Genomic DNA, 22,536 nt, shown 5'->3' with positions numbered 1-22,536 from the left:
ATACGGTGCGTGTGATTGACGTCACACCTCTAATCATACGCAGCGTGTGATAAACCTGGAGAGGTAATCACACGCACTGGATGATTTATACGGCTCAGCACGCATTCGAAAGGCAGTCACCATGTCACCTCGCACTCTGGCCGAACCCACCTTCGCCCGCACTCGCCTCGGCTCCGGCCCCGGCCTGCTCCTCGCCCACGGCGCCGGCAGCAGCCTGGCCGGCACCTACGGCCCCGTCCTCAAAACCCTCGCCGCCCACCACACCATCGTCGGCATCGACTACCCCGGCAGCGGCGACACCCCCCGCTCCACCACCCCCCTGACCGTCGACGACCTCGCCGACCAACTCATCGCCGCCGCCGACGCGGAGGGCCTCGACCGCTTCGCCGTGTCCGGCTACTCCCTCGGCGGCCCGGTCGCCATCCGCGCCGCCACCCGCCACCCCGAGCGCGTCACCGCACTCGTCCTGACCGCCGCCTTCCCCCACCGCGACAACCGGCTCGCACTCGCCTCCTCGATCCAGAGCAAGATCGCCGCATCCGGCGACCGCGAACTCCTCGCCCAATTCCAGCTCATGATGGCCCTCGGCACCCAGGCACTGGAATCGATGCCCGCCGAGCAACTCCAGCAGACCCTCGCCTACGCCGCCGCCGGCGCCGCCGACGGCAGCCCCGAACAGACCGACCTCGTCGGCCGGCTCGACGTCCGCGACGACCTCACCGCCATCACCGCCCCCACCCTGGTCATCTCCACCACCGACGACCGACTCGTCTCCACGAACCTCCACCACCACCTCGCCCAGACCATCCCCGGCGCCCAACTCGCAGACATCGCCACCGGCCACCTGCCGATGCTCGAACGCACCGACGAATGGCTGCAACTCATCACCGACTTCCTCAGCAAGCACCACGCCTGAACACACACCACGAATGGGGCCACGCGGCGAACAGCTGCGTGGCCCCATTCCATGTCAACCCGTCACCGCCCCGACGAGTCCGGGACCAGCACCGGGCCAGTCCCGCGTCGCGTGAGCCATGGATCGCCGTGGAGGCGCGCGGGGAGATAGTGCGGCGAGCCTCGTCGCCCGCTGCCGAGCGCAAGCGCACACCCTGCGTGGCCGCCACCCAGCGCCCGCGTCCGCACGTGCAGCGCCGCCAGGTCCTCGGAGATGCTCACCGACGCAGGTTGGCCGATCGTGCGTGTGTGGTCGACCACCGACCTGAGCCCGCCGGATGGCAGCGTCTCACCTTCCGCATCACTTTCCTCAGCACGGCGGCCGCGGGCGGCACCCGAATCTGGAAGAAGCAGGAGACAGCTGCAGGAAGTGGGCGCCAGTCCGGCGATTCGCTTCATGGAAGCTTCATGTGCTCAGTGGTACGTGCCTTATGAGGCGGCTGTTGTCTGGCGGTCATGCACGCACTCCTCGTCCCGCCGATGGACACCGTTGATCACCCTGCTGTGCGGCACCTGACTACGTCGGTTCACACCGCGCTGTCCGGTCCCGTCGTGCTCGGCGCGTTCCGTCGTCCGGATTCGGCCAGGCACGTCGACCCCGTTGAGCGGGCGGTCGGCGATCACGCGCTGCATGAAGAAACCGCAGGCCTGTTCACGGCCTGTGTGAGGGGCAGCGGCGGCTGGTCGGCGGCGTTGCTCGCGGGTCCGCCCCACAGCCGACCACCGGTCGGCGCGGCCACGTCGACGCCATGGGGTTCCCCCGTATGAGCGCCGCATCGACCCTTGGCGGCGGCCGGCCCAGCCGAGGAGCGACTTGCCCGCTTGCACTCTCCGATCGGCCTGGACCTCGCGCACGCAAGCCCGCGGAAACGGCGGTCTCCATCACGGCGGGGACCATCGCCGCACAGCCCAACCGGGACACCGGCCTGCCCCTTTGACACGGCACCGGCCCCATCGCCGTCCTGCGCAGGCCCTGCCCGCCTGGCGACGGCGTCGTGACGCACACACATACGACCTGACTCGCACACAGAACGAAGAGGGGAACTGGGAATGAACCTGCGACAGAAGATCTCGCGTCGAAGGATGATCGAAGGGGCATCGGCCGCGGCGCTGGTCGGGGCGGCAGCGGCCGCGATGCCGGCTGCCATGGCTACTGGGGAGGCGGCACCGTCCGGCTCGGGGCTGCCGAAGGGCAACTGGCGCATCGACACCCACGCGCATTACTCGCCCGACGTGTACAACGCCTACCTGAAGCGCTACGGACTGCTCGGCGCCATTACCGGGGCGTACGGTCCATGGTCGGTCGATCGGCACGTGGCCTTCATGGACGAGTACCGGATCCAGGCCAGCGTCCTGTCGTTCGGCGACCTCCAGGTCACCGTCGGCCCGGTCGACGACCGGCGCGCCACCGCCCGCGCGGTCAACGACTACGCCCGCGACCTCGTGCAGACCCGTGGTGACCGGTTCGGGATCTTCGCGGTCACCCCGATGCCCGACATCGAGGGCTCGGTGGCCGAGATTGACCGCGCGCTCGGCGAACTGGACCTCGACGGCATCTGCCTGCTCACCAACTACAAGGGCACCTACCTGGGGGATCCTTCCTTCGCGCCGCTGTACGAGATCCTCAATGACCGCGGTGCCTACGTCTACGTCCACCCGACAGGTCCGGACGTGAACCCGGCTCCGAAGCTCTGCTTCGGCCCCGACATCCCGGCCGGGAACAACGTCTTCGAGTACACGTTCGACGCGACCCGTGCGATGACGAGCCTGATCTACAACGGTGTCCTGCGGGACTACCCGAACATCCGCTGGCACTTCACGCACTCCGGCGGGGCTCTGCCTTTCCTGGCCTACCGGCTCGCGACACGGCACTCGGCCTTCCCGCCGTTCAACGAGGTGCTGCCGGAAGGCCCCCTCAAGTACATCAAGCGGATGTTCTTCGACGACGCACAGGCGTTCACCGCCGCGCAGTTGGAGCCGCTGTCGTCGCTGGTGCCCGACAGCCACATCATGTTCGGCAGCGACTGGCCCGCGACCCGCCACCTCTACGCGGCCGACAACGTCGAGACGATGCCCTTCCTCAAGGGCAGCCTGCCGAATCTCAAGGCAGGCGACCCCGAACCGACCGTCGATGAGGTCTACAGCCGACGCCAGCGGATCGCTCTCGAGCGGACCAACGCCCTCGAGCAGTTCCCGAAGCTGCGGGCGCGTATTCGCCGCGCCGGCTCGCGCTGATCCGCGAAGCACGCCAAGTCCGCCGCCCGCTGCCCGCCGCCCCGCCGACGAGGCGCGGGCGGCGCTCTGTGCAAAGGTCGGCGCCGGACGACGGGGGCGGCCATCGACGGAGCTCCACGTCGGCGGCCGGGCGAACGCGGCCCGCAGGACGGGGAATCCGATGTGCGCAGGCGCGCTTCGTACGTATGGAGTCGACTCTCCTGCCCGCGGAGCTGCAGGGCCTGGTCACCAGAGGTCCTGGCCTCGGGGGACGCTCGACGACCCGGCAGCCCGGCACCGGAGGGCGGGGCGGGCCGACAGTCGTCGGGCACGACATACACCGTACGCTGGCCGCGTTCGAAGCCCTCTACCTCCATGCCGCCGGTCACCCCGCGGCCTTGGCGGCCCTCCCCCTTCCCCTCCACCTCGGCGATGGAAAGCGAGCACGATGAGTACGCAGCGCGTTCTGGTCGTCGATGACGAACCCAAGATCCGCATGACCGTGCGCGGTTATCTGGAGGCGGACGGGTTCCACGTCGTCGAAGCCGCTGACGGACCGTCCGCCCTGCGGGCGGTCACCCGCGACCGGCCGGACCTCGTGGTGCTCGATGTGATGCTCCCCGGGCTGGACGGATTCCAGGTCCTGCGCCGCATCCGGGAGGCGAGTCAGATTCCCGTGATCGTGCTCACCGCCCGCGACGAGGAGGTCGACCGGCTGATCGGCTTCACCGCAGGCAGCGACGACTACGTCACCAAGCCGTTCAGCCCCCGCGAACTGGCACTACGGGTGCGCGCCATCCTGCGCCGCACCGACAGCCAGTTGGAGGCGGCCCCCGAGGACGGCGTGTTGCGTTTCGACGGACTGACTGTGGATCCCGAGACACGGACCGTCCTCGTCGACGCCGACCGGACGGTGGAGCTGTCCGCTCTCGACTTCGATCTGCTGTTCGCGATGGCCCGGGCCCCTGGGCGGGTCTTCACCCGGCGCGGCCTGCTGGCCCAGGTGTGGGGTGATGACTTCTTCGGCGACGAACGCGTCGTGGACGTGCACATCCGAACTCTGCGGCGCGCGCTGGGCGACGACGCGGCCACACCCCGGTTCGTAGGCACCGTCCGCAGTATCGGCTACCGGTTCATCGGGGGCCCCGCCTAGCAGCCAGGAAGGACACCCACCCATGCCCCCCACCCCCGTTCCTGCCCTCCACAAGTCTCGTGCGCGACTGCGCCGAATCCTGCAGCGTCTCTCGCTCCGCAACCGGCTGGTTCTTTCACACGTCATGGTGCTCCTGTTGGCACTGCTGGCCATGGCGGCGATCAGTGCGCTGATCGAGGTGTGGCTCGGGTTTGACGACGTCGAAGGTGACGTGGTCCTGCAGGTCGGCCTTTTGTTCGGAGTGGCCGCGGCTTTCCCGGCGTCCGTCGCCCTGACCCGGTTTCTGCTGCGTCCGCTCGACAGGGTGCGCGCCGCCACGCGCCGGCTTGCCGAGGGACACTACGACGACATCCTCGAACTCCCCAGCGAGCCCGGCCTGGCGGCACTGGTCGAAGACGTCAACACGCTGGCGGCCGCCCTCGCCGACACCGAACGCCGCCGCGCCCGGCTGATCTCCGAGGTCGCCCACGAGATGCGAACCCCCATCACTCTCCTACGAGGCCAGATCGAGGGCGTGGCCGACGGCATCTTCATCCCCGATGAGGCGATGTTCGCCTCACTCGCCGACGACCTTCACCGGCTGCAGCGCCTGGCGGGCGATCTCTCCAGCCTGTCCCGGTCGGAGGAGGGCGCCTTCGATCTTCACCGCAAGCCCATCGACGTGGCCACTCTGGCACGGGCCATTGCCGAGCGGCTGCGCCCCCAGTACGACGACCAGATGGTGGCCCTTGTCGTGGACGCAGGCGCAACCGTCGGCGCCTCCTGCGACCCGGACCGGATCACCCAGGTCCTGGTGAATCTTCTCGGCAACGCACTGGCCGCATGCGATCCGCACCAGCATGTGGCGATGACGGTGCACACCGAACCGTCTCCCACGCACCACGTGATCGTCCGCGTCATGGACGACGGCATCGGCATCGCCGAACACGACCTCGAGCGCATCTTCCACCGCTTCGAACGCCTTGAGCATCCCGGCCGGCCCGCTGCCGTCGGCGGCAGCGGCATCGGCCTGGCCATCGCCCGGGGCATCGCCCGGGCTCATGGCGGAGACATCACCGCGGAATCCGCCGGGCTGGGCAAGGGAGCGACGTTCACCTTGCGCCTGCCGCAGGAACCCGCCCCAGGGGGCGGCATGCCGTCGCTGTCCCGCTGACTCCATCGACCCGGCTGTTGTTCACGCAGGGCAGCAGTGCCGCGACCATCATCACCATGAGAGTTCCCTCCCCGACCCCTGCCAGGGCTGGGGCCAGAGGCATGTGGGCCTTCGGCCTGGCTTCGGGCGCCGCTGCGGGAGTGGGCGCCGGCGTGGAGTGCCCTGCTTCATGGAAGCTTCATACGCCGAGTGGTTCGTGCTTTATGGGTCGGCTGTTGCCTGGCTCTCATGCGGGTTTTCCTCGTCCCGCCATCGACCACCGTTGATCACCGTGCTTTGCGGGCACCTGTGAACCGCCTGACAATCTGAAGGAACGTGAAAGTGGAACAAACCATGATGGCGGTCCGCCTGTTCGAACATGGCGGACCCGAGGTGCTCAAGTACATAGAGGCGCCGATTCCCGAGGTCGGCCCCGACGACGTCTTGATGCGCGTGCACGCCACGGCCGTCAACAGCTGGGATCTGCGGTACCGCGCGGGCAACCTGCCGCAGCCTCTGCCAGGACGGCCGCCGTGGCCCCTGCCGTTCCAGCTCGGCCGGGACGCGGCCGGTGAAGTCGTCGCCACCGGCGCGAACGTCACCAGGTGGCGCGCCGGCGACAGGGCCGTACAGCTTCCGCACCCGCCGTGCCGTAACTGCGCCCTGTGCGTACGCGGGCTCGAAAACCTGTGCGTCGACACCGCCTACCCCGGACACCAGGTCTTCGGCGGATACGCCCAGTACGTCGTGCGTCGCCAGGACGCCATCCTGCCCATCCCCGACGGCGTCGACTTCGAGACAGCCGCAGCCACCATGTGGACCTACACCACCCCGCTCAACTGTGCGCGGCAAGCACCTGTCGGTCCCGGCGACACGGTGGTCATCACCGGCGCCAGCGGCGGGATGGCGATCGCCTGCGCGCAACTGGCCAAGCTGAGCGGAGCCACCGTCATCGGCACCACCACCAAGCCGGACCGCGACGAAGCACTCAGCAAACTCGGCTACGACCACATCCTGCACTCCACCGATCCCCGACTGCCCGCGCAGGTACGGGAGCTGACGCACGGTCTGGGCGCCGACGCCGTCTGGGACTGTGTCGGCGGCAACGACTTCTTCCAGCTCTCCCTTTCCTGCATACGGCTCGGCGGCACGGTCATCGTCCTGGGCACACCGACCGACCAGGGATCCCGCCTCGAGCTGGACGCACTCGCGCTCATCGGCCAGCAGGTGAGGATCGCCAGCGTGCGCGGCGCGACCCTGCGCGACCAGCAACTGTGCCTGGAACTGCTGGCAGACGGAAAGATCAACCCGATCATCGACCGGGCCTATCCCCTGGCAGAGGCGGCCGAGGCCCACGCGTACCTGGAAAGCCACCGGCAGACCGGCAAAGTGGTCCTTCTGCCATGACAGAGCTCGCTTGCGGCAGACGGCGGTGGGCGCCTGGTACTGCTGCCGGGTGCCGGCCACGATGCCGAACGGCTGGTGGGCGATGTGCCAGGGCCAATTTGTGAACGTGGTTGAGGACTGACCGGTGACCGCTCCCGAGCCTCTGGACCGCAGTGCCTGGGCTTCTCGGGTCCCGCGTCTGAATCTCGTTTACGGATGGCGTGGCAGGACTCGTCGGCGATCCAGGTGAAGGGGTGACAGCGATCGTTCCAGCCGTCGATGAAGGCGCGGATTGTGGCGATGAGTTCGGTGACGTCCTCGAAGGAGCCGCGGCGGGTTGCCTGGAAGCGACTCATCCTGGCCCGTCACGTCCTCAGTCCGGCAGCGGGCGACCCGGAGTTTCTTCTGCGGGACAGTAGGCCCGTACCTCGCGGGTCGTTGATCCGTGTGGTGTGACCGGCCCGGGGTCGACCGGCCACAGACCTGAAACGGTGACCCGCTACGTCCGGGGCTGGGCTGCCGCCGCGAAAACGTCGACGCCCGTGAGGTCGGCCGACAGCGCCCACAGGCGCGCGGCTTGCTCGGGGTCGGTCGCGTGTGCGTGCACGCCGCCTTCCGAGTCGTCGCCGGCCGGCTCGGCTATGTCGCAGTCCTCGCAGTACATGCCACCCATGCCCGCCAGCTGGGGGGAGGTCGCCGCCCATACCTGCGTCGCCGCGCCCTGCCCGGGCGTCTTGAAGGTGGGATCGGTCGGGTTGCCATCCTCGTCGATCCAGCCGGCGTCGACCATCTCCGCCTTCGCAAGGTGGCGCTGCAGCGGGGTGAGGATGCTGCCCGGATGCACGGCGAACGCTCTGACTCCGGCGTCGCGGGCGAGCGCATCGAGCTGCACGGCGAACAGCACGTTCGCCGCCTTGGCCTGCCCGTACGCCTGCCATCTGTCGTAGCCACGCTCGAACTGCACGTCGTTCCAGCGCATGCCGATGCCGTGGGCGCCCGAGGACACGGCGACCACGCGCGCGCCACCGCGGGCGATCGCCGGCCAGAGATGGTTGATCAGCGCGTAGTGGCCGAGGTGGTTGGTGGCGAACTGCGCCTCCCACCCCGGGCCGACCCGCGTCTCGGGACAGGCCATGACCCCAGCGTTGTTGATCACGATGTCGACCTTGCGACCCGAGTCCAGGAACCGCTCGGCGAAACCGCGAACGCTTTCGAGGTCGGACAGGTCGAGGTCGTCGGTCTCGACGCCGTCGATGGACTCGACCGCCTCTTGAGCGGCCGCCCGTCGCCGGGCGGGGACCACGACGCGGGCTCCGGCACCCGCCAGGGCGCGGGTTGTCTCCAGACCAAGTCCCGAGTAGCCACCGGTGACGATCGCCGTGCTGCCGGACAGGTCGTTCCCGCTCAGGACGTCGTCCGCGGTGCTCCGGGCGCCGAAGCCCGATCCGATCTTGTGCTGAGGTGTCGTCATGTCGGAGACGCTAAATACTGGACCGCGCTCTAGGTCAAAGGCCGGTGACAGCGAACGTCCGGGTCCAGCCGCTGCGTCTGCGCTGGACGGCGGGCATGTGCGCGACGGCTTGGACCGCGTGGTGGAGGCCGTCGCCGTGCTGTCGGCAGTCGCGGAGGATCTTGTAGTTCCGCAGCCTGCCGATCGCATGCTCGACCCGCGCACGGACCCGGCGATGTTGCGGTCGCGGACTGGAATCAAGGTGCCGTCCACGATCCACAGCCGGTCCGCGGCGTCGACAGGACGTGAGGCGGCTCGAGCGCGAGGAGGGGCCGCAGCCGCTGGATGACCCTGCACACCTGGCAGGTGTCGGCGTACACCTGAACGCCTCCCCCCGCGTACATGGACCCGGCCGAAACCGGATGCGACGCTACTGCCCCCTCCAGTCTTTGCGGAGATGGTTGATCGATCATTCCGCGACCCCTTGACGTCCGATTCACTCGCAGGCAGCATCCACCTTGCTCATTTAACGATAAGAGCTATCACGTAATGAGAATCCCTGGTGGATGGCAAGGAGACCACGCATGCGTGTCGGAGTGCTCGGGCTGGGCGAGGCGGGAAACCTGTATGCGACAGGGTTCCGGGAGAACGGCTGGTCGGTGGCCGGGTACGACCCGGGGGATGTGCCGACGCCGACGGGCGTGGAACGTGCGGAGAGCGTTGAAGCCGCTGTCCGGGACTGTGACCTGGTGCTCGGCCTGACAGGGGCCAAGGTCGCACTGACGGTGGCCCGGGAGGCGGCTCCGCACCTGGGTCCCTCCACGGTGTACGCGGACATGAACGCCGGGGCCCCGGAACTGAAGCGGGAGATCGCGCAGGTTGTGAGCTCCTCGTCGTGGGCCGTCGTCGCGGACGTGTCGGTGATCGGTCCGGTTCCCACGCACCGGCACCGCACCGCTCTGGTCGCCAGTGGCCCGGGCGCCACGGTGATCGCGGACTACTTCGGCACACTCGGTGCGCCGGTGGAGGACCTGGGCGGGGACCCGGGGCTGGCCTCGGCCCGCAAGCTGCTGCGCAGTGTCTTCATGAAGGGCCTGGGCGCGATCATCGTGCAGACCGTGGAGGCGGGCCGGGGCGCCGGGGACGAGCTGTGGGTGCGCGAGCAGATCGCCTCCGAGCTCGCCGGGGGCGAGAGCACACTGCAGCGCCTGTACGCGGGGACCGCCAAACACGGCGTGCGCCGGGCGTACGAGATGTCGGCGGCCGCCGATCTGATGGCCGACCTCGGCTTGGACGCCGAGTTGGTGCACGCGATCAGCCATGTGCACACGCTGGCGGCCCGTCCGGAAGGGCTGCGGGACGTACCGCGGGTATCGGACGAGCTGCTGGCCGCGCACCGGGACGTGGCCACCGCGAACATCGGGGACGCGGGGGACCGTCTCGCCCTGCTCGACTCGGGTGTCCGGCCACTGTGGCCGGGTGCGCGGGCGATCGGGCGGGCCCTGACGGTGTGGACGCGGGCCGGGGACAACCAGGCCATCCACAAGGCCATCACGGTGGCGGCACCCGGAGACCTCATCGTGGTCAACGGGGAGGGCGACACCTCCCGCGCGCTGATCGGCGAACTGATCGCCGAACGCGCCAAGGCCCGTGGCGTGGCGGGCATGGTCCTGGACGGTGCGGCGCGCGACGTGGACGTACTCGCCGAGATCGGCTTCCCGGTATGGGCACGGGCGGTGACCCCAGCCGGTCCCTACAAGTTCGGCCCCGGACACGTCAACGTGCCCGTGGCGGTGGGCGGGCTCGTCTGTCGGCCCGGTGACCTGGTCGTGGCGGACAGCGACGGAGTTGCCGTGGTCGCCGCCGAACAGGCAGAGTCGGTGCTCGCCGCCGCCCGCGCGGTCGAAGCCGACGAGGCAGACCGCCGCGCCGACATCCGCGCCACCGCGGGCGGCAACGCCGGAACGGGAGGCGCCTCATGATCGCCGTGTGGGCGCTGGGCTGCTACATCGCGGCCATCCTCGTATGGAACTCCGTCCTCAAGCGCAACATCGGTGAGGCGCTGATCGTCGGATTCCTGGTCACCGGCTTGTTCTCCGGCGGCGACATCGGCCATGTGCTGTGGAGCAGCCTCGCCGAGGCGATGCAGGAGGAGGTGACCTTCGCCGCTCTGGCTTTTGTCTTCATGAGCTACGTGCTGGCGCGCACCCCGGTCCTGGACCATCTGCTGGACATCCTCAACTCGATGCTGGGACGCCTGCGCGGCGGCCCGATCTACACCTCGACCGTCGCCGCGGGCGTGTTCGGCGCCATCGCACACGTGGGCGCCGCGGTCACCGCGGCTGTCGGTTCGGTCACGATCCCGTGGATGAAACGGTCGAACGTCAGTGGCGAGCTTGCGGCCACTGTCGCGGCCGGCGGCGCGGGCATGGGCGTCACCTTCCCCTTCAGCTCCACCATGTTCATCCTCATGGGCTCGGCCGGTGTCGCCTCGGTGGTGTCCACCGACGACATCGTGCTGCCGCTCTTCCTGGGCGGCCTGTGGTGCCTGGGCTACCGGCTGGTCGCGGCGTTCGTCATGATCCGCCGCCACGGCATCCAGCCGGTGGACACCCGCGAGCTCAAGCCGCTGCGCCGCACACTGGGTGTGGGCTGGACCAGCCTGCTGCTGTTCGGCGGGATCGCGCTGCCGCTGCTGCTGACGCGCGGGCCGCTTGCCAGCGCGCTCGGCCATTACCTCGACGGTGTGAGGATGTCCGACGCGATCAGCCTGATCACCTGGATACCGGTCCTGATGATCACCCTCGTGCTGCTGCTCGGCCGTCGCCACCTGCCGCGCACCGGGCAGGGGTGGTGGGACCTGCTGGGCGGGGCCGCCCCGAAGTTCGGTGTCCTCGGCGTCACCATCGTCGCCGCGTTCTCGGCGGCGGGCGCACTGGGCGAACTCGGCCTGCCTGAGCAACTGACCGAGTTGCTGTCCGGTGTGGACGCGCCGGTGTGGGCCATGGCCTTGCTGGTCGGCGTTCTCGTGGTCGGCGTCGCGATCCCGCTCACCGCCAGCGCCACCATGGCCGCCATCGGCCCGGTCGCGGTCTCCGCGCTGATCGGTGCCGGGGTCTCCCCGGCCACCGCCTGCGTCGCCGTGCTGATCTTCGCCTCCACCGAGGGCGCCTCACCCCCGTCGGGCGCGCCCATCTACGTGGCGAGTGGCATCGCGGGCGTCGACCCGTCGCGCACCTTCATGCCGCTGCTCTCCTACTACTGCATCCCCATCCTGTTCATCGGCGCCGCCGTGGCCATCGGCGTCCTGCCCGTCTGAAACCGGAGGCCACCCATGCCCATCCGTTCGCTCCAACTCCTCTTCCGCCTCAGCGTCATCGGCTTCCTGACCGGCGGCTTCCTCATCGTCATCGGGCAGGCCCTGGGCCTCGCCCTGGGTGACGCCGACTGGGTCGCCGCCGTCGAGGAGCACGCCGGACCGCCCGTCTTCATCATCGCCGGCGTCAGCGGACTGCTCGCCTTCGTCCTCTCCTACCTGACAACGGAGGAGCTGCCGGGCACGCCCACCACACCTCAGGACCTGCAGCCCGCGGCAGCCCCCCGCCCGAAATAGCGGGCCCGGCAGCCTGGACAGCCCGGACGACCGGGGTGATCCCCCGTACGGCCACCACGCCGTCTGATAACTCTTATCGGACTACGGCGCACCGGGTGCCGTGCCTACTGTCCAGGAGCTCACCACCCATGGCCCCCACCTCCGCTTCCCCCATGCGTTCGGTCGAAAGGGCCCTCGACGTGCTGGGTGTTCTCGAGGACGCCCGTCATCCGCTTCGCCTGAGTGACGTCGCCCGCCGCGCGGAGCTGCACGTTGCCACCGCCCAGCGCATCCTCAACGTCCTGGTCGATCGTGGTTACGCGGCCAAGGAGGACTCCGGCTACGTGGCCGGCCCCGCCACCGTTGCCACCGCCCACGCGTTCCTGGTCAACAACCGGCTCAGCCCCGTGGCTCTGCCCGTCCTGCAGGAACTGGCCGCCACCACCGGCCTCACCCCGACCCTGTTCGTCCGCGTCGGATCCGCCCGGGTACCGATCGCCCGCGTCGAAGGCCGCAACCCGCTGCGCTACCAACTGCCCATCGGGGACAAGCTCCCCCTGCACCTGGGCGCCGGAAAGGCACTGCTGGCCTGGGTGCCCGAGGACGAACGAGCAGCCTGTGTCACCGCCGCAGCGCCGTTCACCCGGGCCTCCGGCGAACAGATCACAGCTGAGGACCTGACCGCCGAACTGCGCAGTGTCAGGGAGGACGGCTTCGCCCTCGCCCAAGGCGAACGCGTCCCGGACGTCACCTCCGTCAGCGCACCCATCCTCAAGGGCGACACGCTGCTGGGAGCCCTCAGCATCGCCGGACCTGGCAGCGACCTGCCCGAGAGCGACCATCCCCGCATCATCACCGAAGTCCGCCGCGCAGCGGAGGCGATCGCCGCCCGCTGCCCCTGACCGAAAGCCACTCCTGTGCCGGTGCCCATACCGACGTACGAGGAACTCCTCCACCGCACGGACGCACCCCCCGGATCCAGCTGGTACGTCTTCGCCGACCAGCCCGAACGCGGCATGGCCAACTTCGCGGGCCCGCAGCAGATCCTGCGCGCCACCCAGTGCGTACGCGACGGTCGCGCCCTGAACCTCGACCACCCCCTCGACGCCTTCGATCCGCCCATGTCCACGGCACGCGGCATCCCCCACCACCGCATCACCGCCAAGCACGACCAGGCCCGCGACGACGTCCTGGACAACTTCCACCTCCAGGCGAGCACCCAGATCGACGGACTGCGCCACCGCCGCGCCTCCGGACACGGCTTCTACAACGGCGTACCCGACGAGGACATCACCCCGCGCAGCCCGCGTCTCGGAGTCCAGCTCTGGGCGGAGACACCGCTGGCCGGACGTGCCCTCCTCATCGACATCGAAGGACTCCTCCAAGCACGCGGCACTCCGATCGATCACTCCGCGGGCGCCGCCCTTGCGCCGTCCCTGCTCGACGAGGCGGTGGAAGCGCAGGGCTGCCGTATCGAGGACGGCGACCTCGTACTCGTCCACACCGGCTGGGCCCACTGGTACCTCACCACGGACCCCGCCACCCGCTCCGGGACACGAGCCGCGCGGCGCGCCACCGGCTTCGCCCAGTCCCGCGCCTTCGCCGCTTGGTGCTGGGACCACCGCATAGCCCTGATGGCCACCGACACCTTCGCCGTTGAGGTCCTGCCCGTACTGCCGGAGAGCGACTTTCAGGAAAGCGCACCTGAAGACGCTGGGATGATGCACCAGGAACTGATCGCCAAACTCGGCCTTCCCCTGGGCGAGTTGTGGAACCTGACCGCCCTGGCCGCCGATTGCCGGGCCACCGGCCGCTGGGACAGCCTCCTGACCGTCAAACCGCTCCACCTCACCGGTGGAGTCGGCTCACCCGCCAATGCCACCGCACTGCGCTGAGATGCGCCCCATGCCGACGTCAGGTGCGGCAGCGAGAACCGAGCCAGGAACCGCCTTCGCGGCGCTCCCCCTCAGCACCTCTCGGCCGCCGAGCGGGCGCCGTGGTCGATGCCTTGGTGCCACGCCCGGTAGCGGCCCAGGCCTTGGTGACACCAGCGTTCGCGATGACGACGATCCGGGGCAGGCATGCGACCGACGTTGTCGGAGACGCTGGCGGGGGGCCTCACTGGGGCCTGCGGGCGGTCGTGATCAGTATGCGTATTCCGCTGCCCTGGTGAGGCTGGCCGCGGTAGAACGCAGCGTGTGACACGGCGGCAGCTCACCGATGACCAGTGGGAACTCATCTCGGCAGGTCCAGAGGCGGACTGACGTGCAAGATTCACCGGTCTCCATCTACGAGCCTCGATGATCTGGATCAACGGCCTCCTGCCTCTGCCGAAGACAAAGTGATCAAGACCTCCCATCTGCCCATGGCGCTTCCTTCGCGAAGCGGGCGGCTTCGTGGGCCGGGTCCGCTGTCCGACGGTGGCGGGCCCTCTCCGGCTCGCTGCCGCAGTCACGGTCCGGACGCTACCGAAGGGTGGATTCAAGCAGCAGTTCGCTCAGGTCTGCCGGCATGGTGATCATGCAGTCGTGCCCGGTCGGCAGTTCCCGTATCCGTGCCGGGGAGCCGTTGGGCTGTGCTGCTGGGACGGGCCGCCGCACGATGCCTTCCGGCTCTGCGCCGACGCAGTGGATGTGCGTGCGCGGAATGGAGTCCACGGCAGGGTTGTCCAGCCGGACCGGTTGCCGCAGGCAGCGCACCGGATGGTCGGAGAGCGTCGCACGCAGCCATGCGACGTCCGCCGGGTCGGTGACTCCGAACAGGCCGAAGGGCGGAGGCATCTCGGGCAGCGGCGGGATGCGCCAGCCGTTGTCGGACTTGGCGGCAAGGTCGATCAGGTCCTGGGTCATGGGCTGCACGTCGACGGCGGCCTCGCCGTGCTCCGGGACCATCGCGTCGAGGTACACCAGGTGCGCGATCCGTTCCGGCACCTCGTTGGCCACGGACGAGACGACCAGCCCCGCGTAGCTGTGACCCACGAGCACCACCTCGGTCAGGTTCTCCTCGTGGATCAGCTTGACGACGTCCGCGACGTGCGTGTCGAGCCCCACCTCGGGACCGAGCAGGTGTGCCTTGTCGCCGTAGCCGGTCAGCGAGGGCGCGAACACGCGGTGTCCGGCCGACTCCAGCAGCGGGACCACCCGCTCCCAGCACCGGCCGCTGTGCCAGGCACCGTGTACCAGCAGAAAAGTTGACATGAGGGGGATGTTCTTCCTCTTCGGGGCGTGGAGGCGCGGAACCCTTACGGTTCCTGTTTGTGCCTCGGTACTCTTCGGGAACCGACATCATCGTGCTGCACCTGCCGCACCCCGATCAATAAGGCACATTTCGGTGCCCCGGTTCTCTGGAGGTAACCATGAGCGGCACAGTGGGCGGCGAGTCGCGGCCGGCGCGGCAGGAGGACCCGTGCCAGGCCCGTGAAGTGCTCGGCATCGTCGGCGACAAGTGGTCTCTGCTGATCGTGCGTAACCTCAGCCAGGGGCCGCGCCGCTTCACCGAACTCAAGCGAGCCGTCGACGGGATCAGCCAGCGTATGCTCACCGTCACCCTGCGCGGCCTGGAGCGCGACGGGATCCTCACACGGACCGTCCTCAACGTCATGCCGCCGCACGTCAGTTACGAACTCACTCCGATGGGCAGGACCCTCCGCGAAGCCACCGCACCCCTGTTGGAGTGGAGCACCACGCACCTGACGCACATCGACGCCGCCCGCGCCGTGTACGACGCCCGCCCCGACACCCCGCCCGCCTGACGCCCGCCCGGCTGCACTCACCCATCGGCAGGTACGGCTCCATGAGCTTGCCCTGATCAGCGGTGAACTGTGGCTCATCAGGGCTGGTTCGAGAGTGACGAGCTCGCCGCCCACCACGACCACGCTCGGTCCGAGTGCCTTGGCCAGGCCGGCCAGTGCTCTGCCCGCATGGGTCGCGGCACGCCGTACCACCGCGTGAGCGGCTTCCTCCCCCGCGCTCAGCTCGGCTTCGTACGTTCGTGTCGTGGCCGTCACCATGGCGCAGGACAGCCCGTCCGCCGTTGCGCACGGCGTCCGGCCCGTCTGGCTCAGTCGCCGCGGGGGCCGGCTCGCCGTGAAGCGCGAAGTAGGGTCAGCTCGGACGCGGATTCCACCGCCCCGGGGCATGAGGGTCCTCGTCGAGGTTGGCCTGCGCCTTCACCTGTGGCGCTGTCCGTACCATCAGCGCCGGGTCGGCCGGTGCGGTTCGGGGAAAGCACCAAGCCGTCAGGTGCGCGGCGACGGCCTGGGCCCGGACGAGTGCACGACACTACAGCCAGGAAGCGGCTGCTGTCCTGTGAGGTCAGGTGGCCAGCAGACCGCCGTCGATGTGCAGGTCGTGCGCGTTGATACCGGTGTTGTGGAGCAGGAAGTCGGTGGCGTCGGCGATCTCGGCCATGGTCACCAGCCGTCCGATCGGCGTCTGGGCCGAGTGCGGCGGGTTGGGGACGTCGCGCCACTTGGGGCTGTCGCCGATCAGGCCCGGGTGCAGGGCGTTGACGCGGTGCGGGGCGATTTCCACCGCAAGCGTCCTGACCAGGCCGGTGATACCGGCGTTGAAGGTGCTGACGATCGTCGAGCCGGGGTACGGGCGCTCCTTGGCGAGCCCGCCGAAGAGCACGACCGAGGCGTCCGGGGTGAACCGGTCGCGGAGCACTCGGACGGTCTCCGCGTAGCCGACGAGCTTCATGGTCACGGCGGAGACCGCGTCCGTGATGCTGAACTGCGCCAGTGTGTTGGCTGCTTGGCCCACAGCGGTGATCACCAGGTGGTCGACGTGGGTCACGTCCGCCAACGAGGCGCCGATCGTCTCGGGTTGGGCGAGGTCGAGGGCCAGCCCGCGGGTGCCGGCGCCGATCCGGGCGGCCATGGCCTCGGCCCGCGCCTTGTCCCTGCTGGTGACGATGACGTCGTCGCCGCGGCTCGCGAAGTGCTCGGCGATGACGCTGCCCAGACCGCCGCTGCCTCCGACGATGAGTGTGCTGGTCATGCGGTGATGGTCCTTTCGTGCTCGGCGGCCTGGAGGCTGCCGAGAGTGGCTTGGGCCTGCTCGCGCATGGCCGGGACGAGGGGCAGGGCTGTCTGCGGCAAGTTGGCTGTGACCACCGCGAGTTCGGCGGGAGTGCCCACCTGTTCGAAGAAGCCGATGTTGAGGTGGGCGCCCACGGGCGGGGCCGACGCGATGACGGCGCGGGAGAACCGCGCCCATGCCTCGTCGGACATGTGCGTCGTCAGTGCCGGGAAGAGGACCGGCTCCTCATGGTCGAGGTGCGTGTGCACCAGGTCGCGTACCGCCACCGCCGCGGTGACCAGCGCCGCACGGTCGTCGTCGGCTCGCACGGGAGCGACGCTGAGCGCGTCCAGCGCCGCGTCCACCGCGTCGTGCTCCGCCGCAAGCTCCGCCAGAGCGGTGGCGGCCGCGGAGTCCGCGGCGGTCAACTGCGGCCAGAGCACGTCGTCCTCGCTCTCGTGGTGGTGCCGCAGCGCCGCGACGACGAAGTCACGCAACTCCTCCAGGGCTGCGGAGGGGGCGGCATCCCTCTGCGCGGCTTCCACCAGCAAGGACGTCGCGGCCCTGTGCATCTTGTGCAGCAGGCGGGTCTCGACCACCGCCGCTCCTTCAGGTGTCTCAACACTCACTACGGGCTCCGTCCCCTAGTTAATATCCAAGCGGATACTAACGTAGCGGCGGCGCCGGACGATGCATCCGGCGTCGTAGAGTGATCACATGAAGGTGGTGCCGTGAACGACGCAGAGCCGGCCGACGAGCAGCCGCGCAGGCGCCGGCGGGATCCTGAGGGACACCGGGCGGCCATCATCGACGCGGCCCGCCACACCTTCGCCGAGCGCGGATACGCCCGTACGACCCTCCGGGAAATCGCACGCCGGGCCGGTGTCACGCACGGCCTGATCACGCGTCACTTCTCCTCCAAGGAACGGCTGTTCCTCGCATCCGTGCCGGGCAATCGCGACCTGGAAGGCGTCGCGGTCGGTGCCCCGGAGACGCTGCCCGACAGGATCGCTCAGGCCTTCGTACGGCGACTGGAGACCGACGCCGTCAACGACCCGCTCATCGCCCTGCTGCGCAGCGCCGCATCCGACGAGCGCGCCGCCGCCCATCTCCTGGTCGCGATGCAGGAGCAGAGCGCCGCCGTCTACCGGTCCGTCCTGTCACCCGGCGCGGCCGCCACGCCCGACGACGACCTGGACACGCGCGTGGCGCTCGTGGGGGCGCAGATGATCGGGGTGGCGTTCAGCCGGTACATCGCACGGACCGAACCCCTCGCCTCGATGCCGCCCGATCAGCTCGCCGAACACCTAACCCGGCTACTGCGGCACATCCTCCTCGGCTGACTTTCTCGTTGCGCCGCCACCGGCGCCACGTCGGCGAGCTTCCCGCACCCAAGCCCTTGACCAGAGGCAATGGAGAAGTCCGGCTTGGCGTGTCAGGTCACGGCATCGGGGCGAATACGGGCAGCGTGAGGGCTGAGTGGGCCGGTCGTGCTGTCGCGGAGGGCATGGTGACGAGGTCACGCAGCATGGTGTTGCGTTGCTCCAGGGCCCGCACCGTGGTGGGGAAGAGCGTGGCCGCACCGGTGTCGACCAGTGCCTGGTTCATGGCTACGAACGTGCGGAGGTCGCGTTCGTATGCGGCGAAGGCCGCAGTATGGTCCCGGTTCATGGCGAGGGCGTTGGCGAGCATGTATGCACCGACCAGCGCAAGGCTTGAACCTTGTCCGGTGAGGAACGAGGGTGCGTACGCGGCGTCGCCGACGAGCGCGACGCGGCCGCTGGACCAGTGGGGCATGCGGATCTGACCGGCCGTGTCGAAGAACAGGTCATCCGCGTCGCGCATGGCGTTGACCATGCCAGGGACCTCCCATCCCGCTCCCGCGAAGACCGTGGCGACCAGGTCCCTCTGCGCGTCGGGGTCCCGGAGGGCATCGAACGGCGGTTCTGGTCGGTGAAAGTTCAGGAAGGCGTGCAGCTCGTCGTTGTCCCCGACCGCGTAGAGGGCCGCGGCTTTCCCCGGGGTGTTCCACACCATGACCTCGCGGGAGAGCCCGAAGGTGTTCGGCATGGTGAATATGGCGAAGCAGTAGCCGAGATGGCGATGGAACTGTTCTTCGGGGCCGAACAGGGACTCCCGGGTATGTGAGTGCATACCGTCAGCGCCGACCACCAGGTCGAACGTGCGCCGTCGCCCCGTGTGGAAAGTAACGTCGACCCCTTGTCCGGACTGGTCGAGGGTGTCGATGGAGTCGCCGAACAGAAATTCCACGTCGTCGCGAACCATCGCGTAGAGGACCGCGGCCAGATCCCCCCGGCGCACCTCGAGGTCCTGTCCTTCGACACCGCCTGCAACGGCACGCGGGGTGAGCGTGGCCACTTCACTGCCATCGGCGTTGAGGAAAGTGCAGCGACGCGAGTCGATGTGCGCGTCCTGCAATTGCGGCAGTATTCCCATCCGCCGGACCACCTCTGTCGCGGTACCGCGGACGTCGATCGGGTAACCACCGCCGCGGAGTGCGCCCGCCTTCTCCACCACTGTGACCGCGAATCCGGACCGGTGCAGCCAGTACGCCAACGCGGGTCCGGAGATACTGGCCCCGGAGATCAGAACTGTGCGCTTCGCGGTGGTACTCACGTCCATCGACAGGCCGGTAGATGTCATGCCTGGACTCCTTTTCTCGTGACACGGACAACGAGCAGTGACAAGGCGGCGACGAGGCCGGCAACGGCGAACGCTGTGACGAAGGCCGATTCGGTCGGCCGGCCCGTGATCGGCTCGGCCCCGGCGTCGAGGATCGCGCCGGCGGCCTGGGCACCCAGGGCGACGCCGATCACGCGAGTGACGACGAGCAGGCTGGTGGCGATGCCGATGTCCTTGGTCTCGATGGCGGTGGCGGTGCCGGCAAGCAACGCCGTGGTACCAACTCCCGCAGCGAACGCGGTCAGCACCTTCGCGAGGGCGAGCTGCCATTCAGCCGAGTGCAGCGACGCCAGGGCGATCATCGTGGCCGCCGTGACGACGGTGCCCACGACGACGACGGCACGCGGACCGAAGCGCCGCGCCGCGATCCCGCCGACCGAATCGCTCAAGGCTCCGGCGATGGCGCCGGGCAGCAGGAACAGTCCGATCTCGGTGGTGCCTGCTCCGAAGCCGTACCCGTCGGCCGATACCGCGAACAGCTGCGGGAGGAGAAAGAGCACCATCCCGGAACTGGTGGTGATGACGAAGGTGAGCACGCACGCGTTCCACATCGCGGGCTTCGCCAGCATGCGTAGATCGACCATCGGCGAGGCCGCCCGGCGCTCGACGACGACCCATCCGGTCGCGAGAGCGGCCACCGCCACCGTGAGGGCACCGATCGCGAGTGGCGGCAGGCCGCCGTCCCTCGTCACCGTCACGAGCCCGAGCATGAACGTGAGCAACGTGCCACTCAGCAGGACCGTGCCAGGCCAGTCGATCCCGTTGTCCGACTGGATCGGCGGATCATGCGGCAGCAGCCGGGTCACGACCAACGTCGCCGCGATGATCGCGATCGTCGGTAGCGCGAACATCCACTGCCAGGACAGTCCTTCCGCGATCGGCCCGGCAAACAACGTTCCCACCATGCTGCCGCCCGTGAACAGCGCGACGACCAGCCCGATCGCCGCCTGTGACTCTCCTGTGGTGAGGTGTTTGCGCACCAGGATGAAGGAGAGGGGCAGCGCACCCACCATGACGCCCTGCAAGACCTGACCGAGCAACAACACCGGCAGGTTCGGCGCCAGGCCGGCCATCAGGCCACCCACCGAGACCACGGCCATCAGCCGGATCAGCACCCGCTTTCCGCCGTAGCGGTCGCCGAGTTTGCCCGCGACGGGGGTGATGACCGCGCCGGTGATGAGTAACGCGTTGCCGATCAAAGCCCCTTCGGCAGGACTGACCCCGAGCTCACGTTGCAGCAGCGGGAGCGCGGGCTCCACGACTGACTGCAGGGTGCCGAGGGCGAGTGCCAAGATGCCGAGGGCACCGATCGGCAGCCACCCCATGCGGACCGGGGAGACCACGGCTTCGGATATGGACGTCCTGTTCACCGGAGCTCGTCCAGGTCGAACGCCTTTTGGGACTCGGTGCCGGGTATGGAGCGGTCCTCTTCCTCCCCGGCCGGCGCCATGGCGGCGGCGATGGCCGGCACCAGGGCACCCAGCCACAGACCCCCCGTGAGCCGGCGCCGCCGGAAGGCCCACCGTTCGTTCCGGTAAAGATAAGTCGCCACTTGCTGATCACTCCAGACACCGTTGGACAAGAGCACTGCGCGAGATCTCGCGCGCCTCCCACACTTCCCTCCGGCGCTCTGGCGGGCATCGTCCCCAGCCGCCGTCTTGCCCTGGTGCACCCGGACCAGCGCCTCACCATGCCTGGTGCCTGCGCACTACAAGCGGACTTGGGTCTCAACGGGGGTTCTCAGCCTTTCCTTTGCGCCCGCGCCTCTCTGGCACCCAGACTGAGCCGGTGCTGATCCGACGCGACCGCCCGACTCACCCCCGCCCCGCACACGACAGGGCGCCCCGCACCACTCGCCGGTGAGCGCGGGGGGCCAACCGTGCGAGGGGCACCGTCCTCCATCCGACCAGCAAGGAGCGCTTGGCAGTGAAGGTCGAAATCCAGCCGGACGTACGCCACATCGCCGCCCAGCTCGGGGCGGACGTTCCCTACGCGCTGAAGGCCCTGGCCGGCCAGCTGGCGGACGACCCCGACATGGGCCGGCCCTCGGGGCTGCCCGGCATCCTGAGCGTGACGGTCGACGGCGACATGTTCGAGGACTGCCCGGACCTGTCCGTCGGCTACATCCGCGAGCCGGACCGGATCGAGATCCGGTTTCTGAGAGCGACCCCCTCCACCGAGCCCGCCACGGACGCCCCCGCCCAGGAACAGGCTCGGGAACAGGAACAGGAACAGGAACAGGACCGAGACCAGCTTGCCGACCCTGCTGCCGCCGCGGTCACCGTACGGGAGGTCGCCGACGCATGGCGGCGCATCACCGGCTGGCTCAAGCACCATGCCCCCAACTCCTACGCTGCGCTCCGCGCCGGTGCCAGCCCCGCGGCCATCGCCGCTCTGGAAGCGGACCTCGACATTCGGATACCCCTTGAGCTGCAGGTCCTGTGGCTGCTGACGGCGGGCGACGACGGGGGTGATGGCTGGGGATGCCTCCCCGGCAATCGGGCGCTGATGCCTCTGGACGCCGTGGCCGCCGCCTACCGGCTGAAGATGGACGCCCAGGCCCACGAGGAAACCCTCAACACCCGCCGCACCGAGTACGACCGGATCACCGTGTGGAAGGCAACCTGGATTCCGGTTGTCGCCTCGGGCCCGGCTGACAACGCCTCGGGCCTGTACCTGGACACCGCGACCGGCTACCTGGGCAGCTGGTCCCGCTACAACGACGGCCCGTGCGACGAACTCGACACGCTGGTCACCTACTTGGAAGAGGCTGCCGACATGCTCGAAGCCCCGGCGCTCGCCACGCGGGACAAGCCCGGCCTGATCTGCGGGGCGCTGGTGTGGCTCAGCGGGATCGATCCCGATCAGGGGGACCGGTGGCAGCCTCTGACCGGCTGACCACTCATGAGCAGGGCGGCCCTGTGGACCGGC

General features: G+C 69.2%; 20 protein-coding genes and 1 pseudogene. 13 read left to right on the top strand and 8 right to left on the bottom strand.

The genetic code is table 11. The annotated features are described in order from the left end of the window. Positions 1–121: 121 nt before the first annotated feature. The 5 genes from OHA64_RS47015 to OHA64_RS46995 all read left to right on the top strand — a co-directional run bounded on the left by OHA64_RS47015 (position 122) and on the right by OHA64_RS46995 (position 6,860). The gene (locus tag OHA64_RS47015; RefSeq protein WP_405623486.1) at positions 122–916 is read left to right on the top strand and encodes an alpha/beta fold hydrolase; all 795 of its coding nucleotides are present in this window, start codon (positions 122–124) and stop codon (positions 914–916) included. A 1,121-nt stretch (positions 917–2,037) separates the two neighbouring features. Beyond that, on the top strand, positions 2,038–3,189 hold the full coding sequence (locus OHA64_RS47010) for an amidohydrolase family protein (protein WP_405623484.1): 1,152 nt from the start codon (positions 2,038–2,040) through the stop codon (positions 3,187–3,189). 427 nt (positions 3,190–3,616) lie between these two features. Further along, complete coding sequence (locus OHA64_RS47005; RefSeq protein WP_405623483.1) at positions 3,617–4,321, top strand: response regulator transcription factor; 705 nt, start codon at positions 3,617–3,619, stop codon at positions 4,319–4,321. Positions 4,322–4,343: 22 nt separating this feature from the next. After that, positions 4,344–5,474, top strand: coding sequence for a sensor histidine kinase (locus OHA64_RS47000; RefSeq protein ID WP_405623482.1), 1,131 nt, complete (start codon positions 4,344–4,346; stop codon positions 5,472–5,474). A 321-nt stretch (positions 5,475–5,795) separates the two neighbouring features. Next, positions 5,796–6,860 (top strand): zinc-binding alcohol dehydrogenase family protein, encoded by a 1,065-nt coding sequence (locus OHA64_RS46995; RefSeq protein WP_405623480.1) that lies wholly within the window; start codon positions 5,796–5,798, stop codon positions 6,858–6,860. A 478-nt stretch (positions 6,861–7,338) separates the two neighbouring features. Here the strand turns inward: OHA64_RS46995 and OHA64_RS46990 are convergent, their stop codons facing one another. Together OHA64_RS46990 and OHA64_RS46985 are read right to left on the bottom strand one after the other, a co-directional pair. Further along, positions 7,339–8,310, bottom strand: coding sequence for an SDR family NAD(P)-dependent oxidoreductase (locus OHA64_RS46990; RefSeq protein ID WP_405623479.1), 972 nt, complete (start codon positions 8,308–8,310; stop codon positions 7,339–7,341). A 34-nt stretch (positions 8,311–8,344) separates the two neighbouring features. Next, positions 8,345–8,648, bottom strand: a pseudogene (locus OHA64_RS46985) (hypothetical protein); the annotation flags it as partial. Positions 8,649–8,873: 225 nt separating this feature from the next. On the opposite strand from OHA64_RS46985, the gene OHA64_RS46980 reads away from it, so the two are divergent. The 5 genes from OHA64_RS46980 (at position 8,874) to OHA64_RS46960 (ending at position 13,776) form a co-directional block, all read left to right on the top strand. Further along, positions 8,874–10,271, top strand: a complete 1,398-nt coding sequence (locus OHA64_RS46980; protein WP_405623478.1) for a DUF1932 domain-containing protein — start codon at positions 8,874–8,876, stop codon at positions 10,269–10,271. Beyond that, positions 10,268–11,608 (top strand): TRAP transporter large permease subunit, encoded by a 1,341-nt coding sequence (locus tag OHA64_RS46975; protein WP_405623477.1) that lies wholly within the window; start codon positions 10,268–10,270, stop codon positions 11,606–11,608. Before OHA64_RS46980 ends, OHA64_RS46975 begins: the two co-directional genes overlap by 4 nt. 15 nt (positions 11,609–11,623) lie before the next feature. Then, positions 11,624–11,902, top strand: coding sequence for a hypothetical protein (locus OHA64_RS46970; protein ID WP_405623475.1), 279 nt, complete (start codon positions 11,624–11,626; stop codon positions 11,900–11,902). 152 nt (positions 11,903–12,054) lie between these two features. Beyond that, positions 12,055–12,783, top strand: coding sequence for an IclR family transcriptional regulator (locus OHA64_RS46965; protein ID WP_405623474.1), 729 nt, complete (start codon positions 12,055–12,057; stop codon positions 12,781–12,783). A 21-nt stretch (positions 12,784–12,804) separates the two neighbouring features. Further along, entirely contained in the window at positions 12,805–13,776 is a 972-nt protein-coding gene (locus tag OHA64_RS46960; RefSeq protein ID WP_405623473.1) for a cyclase family protein, read from the top strand. Between the two features lie 570 nt (positions 13,777–14,346). Here the strand turns inward: OHA64_RS46960 and OHA64_RS46955 are convergent. Then, positions 14,347–15,078: an alpha/beta fold hydrolase gene (locus OHA64_RS46955; protein ID WP_405623471.1), complete on the bottom strand. Its 732-nt coding sequence runs from the start codon at positions 15,076–15,078 to the stop codon at positions 14,347–14,349. Positions 15,079–15,236: 158 nt separating this feature from the next. Between OHA64_RS46955 and OHA64_RS46950 the strand changes: the two genes are divergently transcribed. Continuing rightward, on the top strand, positions 15,237–15,632 hold the full coding sequence (locus tag OHA64_RS46950; protein WP_405623470.1) for a winged helix-turn-helix transcriptional regulator: 396 nt from the start codon (positions 15,237–15,239) through the stop codon (positions 15,630–15,632). A gap of 562 nt (positions 15,633–16,194) precedes the next feature. Here the strand turns inward: OHA64_RS46950 and OHA64_RS46945 are convergent. Together OHA64_RS46945 and OHA64_RS46940 are read right to left on the bottom strand one after the other, a co-directional pair. Then, positions 16,195–16,881, bottom strand: coding sequence for an SDR family oxidoreductase (locus OHA64_RS46945; protein WP_405623469.1), 687 nt, complete (start codon positions 16,879–16,881; stop codon positions 16,195–16,197). Further along, the gene (locus OHA64_RS46940; protein WP_405623468.1) at positions 16,878–17,501 is read right to left on the bottom strand and encodes a hemerythrin domain-containing protein; all 624 of its coding nucleotides are present in this window, start codon (positions 17,499–17,501) and stop codon (positions 16,878–16,880) included. The genes OHA64_RS46945 and OHA64_RS46940 overlap by 4 nt, the downstream gene beginning before the upstream one ends. A 132-nt stretch (positions 17,502–17,633) precedes the next feature. Here OHA64_RS46940 and OHA64_RS46935 point away from each other — a divergent pair, with 132 nt between their 5' ends. Further along, positions 17,634–18,245 (top strand): TetR family transcriptional regulator, encoded by a 612-nt coding sequence (locus OHA64_RS46935; protein ID WP_405623467.1) that lies wholly within the window; start codon positions 17,634–17,636, stop codon positions 18,243–18,245. Positions 18,246–18,342: 97 nt separating this feature from the next. On the opposite strand, the gene OHA64_RS46930 is transcribed toward OHA64_RS46935, so the two are convergent. The 3 genes from OHA64_RS46930 to OHA64_RS46920 are packed head-to-tail and all read right to left on the bottom strand — an operon-like array spanning position 18,343 to position 21,157. Further along, positions 18,343–19,566: an FAD-dependent monooxygenase gene (locus OHA64_RS46930; protein ID WP_405623466.1), complete on the bottom strand. Its 1,224-nt coding sequence runs from the start codon at positions 19,564–19,566 to the stop codon at positions 18,343–18,345. Continuing rightward, a complete protein-coding gene (locus OHA64_RS46925) occupies positions 19,563–20,930 on the bottom strand; it encodes an MFS transporter (RefSeq protein WP_405624408.1) in 1,368 nt (455 codons plus the stop codon). Before OHA64_RS46925 ends, OHA64_RS46930 begins: the two co-directional genes overlap by 4 nt. 41 nt (positions 20,931–20,971) lie before the next feature. Next, positions 20,972–21,157, bottom strand: a complete 186-nt coding sequence (locus OHA64_RS46920; RefSeq protein WP_405624456.1) for a hypothetical protein — start codon at positions 21,155–21,157, stop codon at positions 20,972–20,974. Positions 21,158–21,531: 374 nt separating this feature from the next. Here OHA64_RS46920 and OHA64_RS46915 point away from each other — a divergent pair, with 374 nt between their 5' ends. Beyond that, a complete protein-coding gene (locus OHA64_RS46915; protein WP_405623464.1) occupies positions 21,532–22,503 on the top strand; it encodes an SMI1/KNR4 family protein in 972 nt (323 codons plus the stop codon). Positions 22,504–22,536 lie beyond the last annotated feature (33 nt).

This window comes from Streptomyces sp. NBC_00076, from assembly GCF_045041235.1.
Lineage (GTDB): Bacteria > Actinomycetota > Actinomycetes > Streptomycetales > Streptomycetaceae > Streptomyces.
This window is presented reverse-complemented; position numbering and strand designations above follow the sequence as displayed.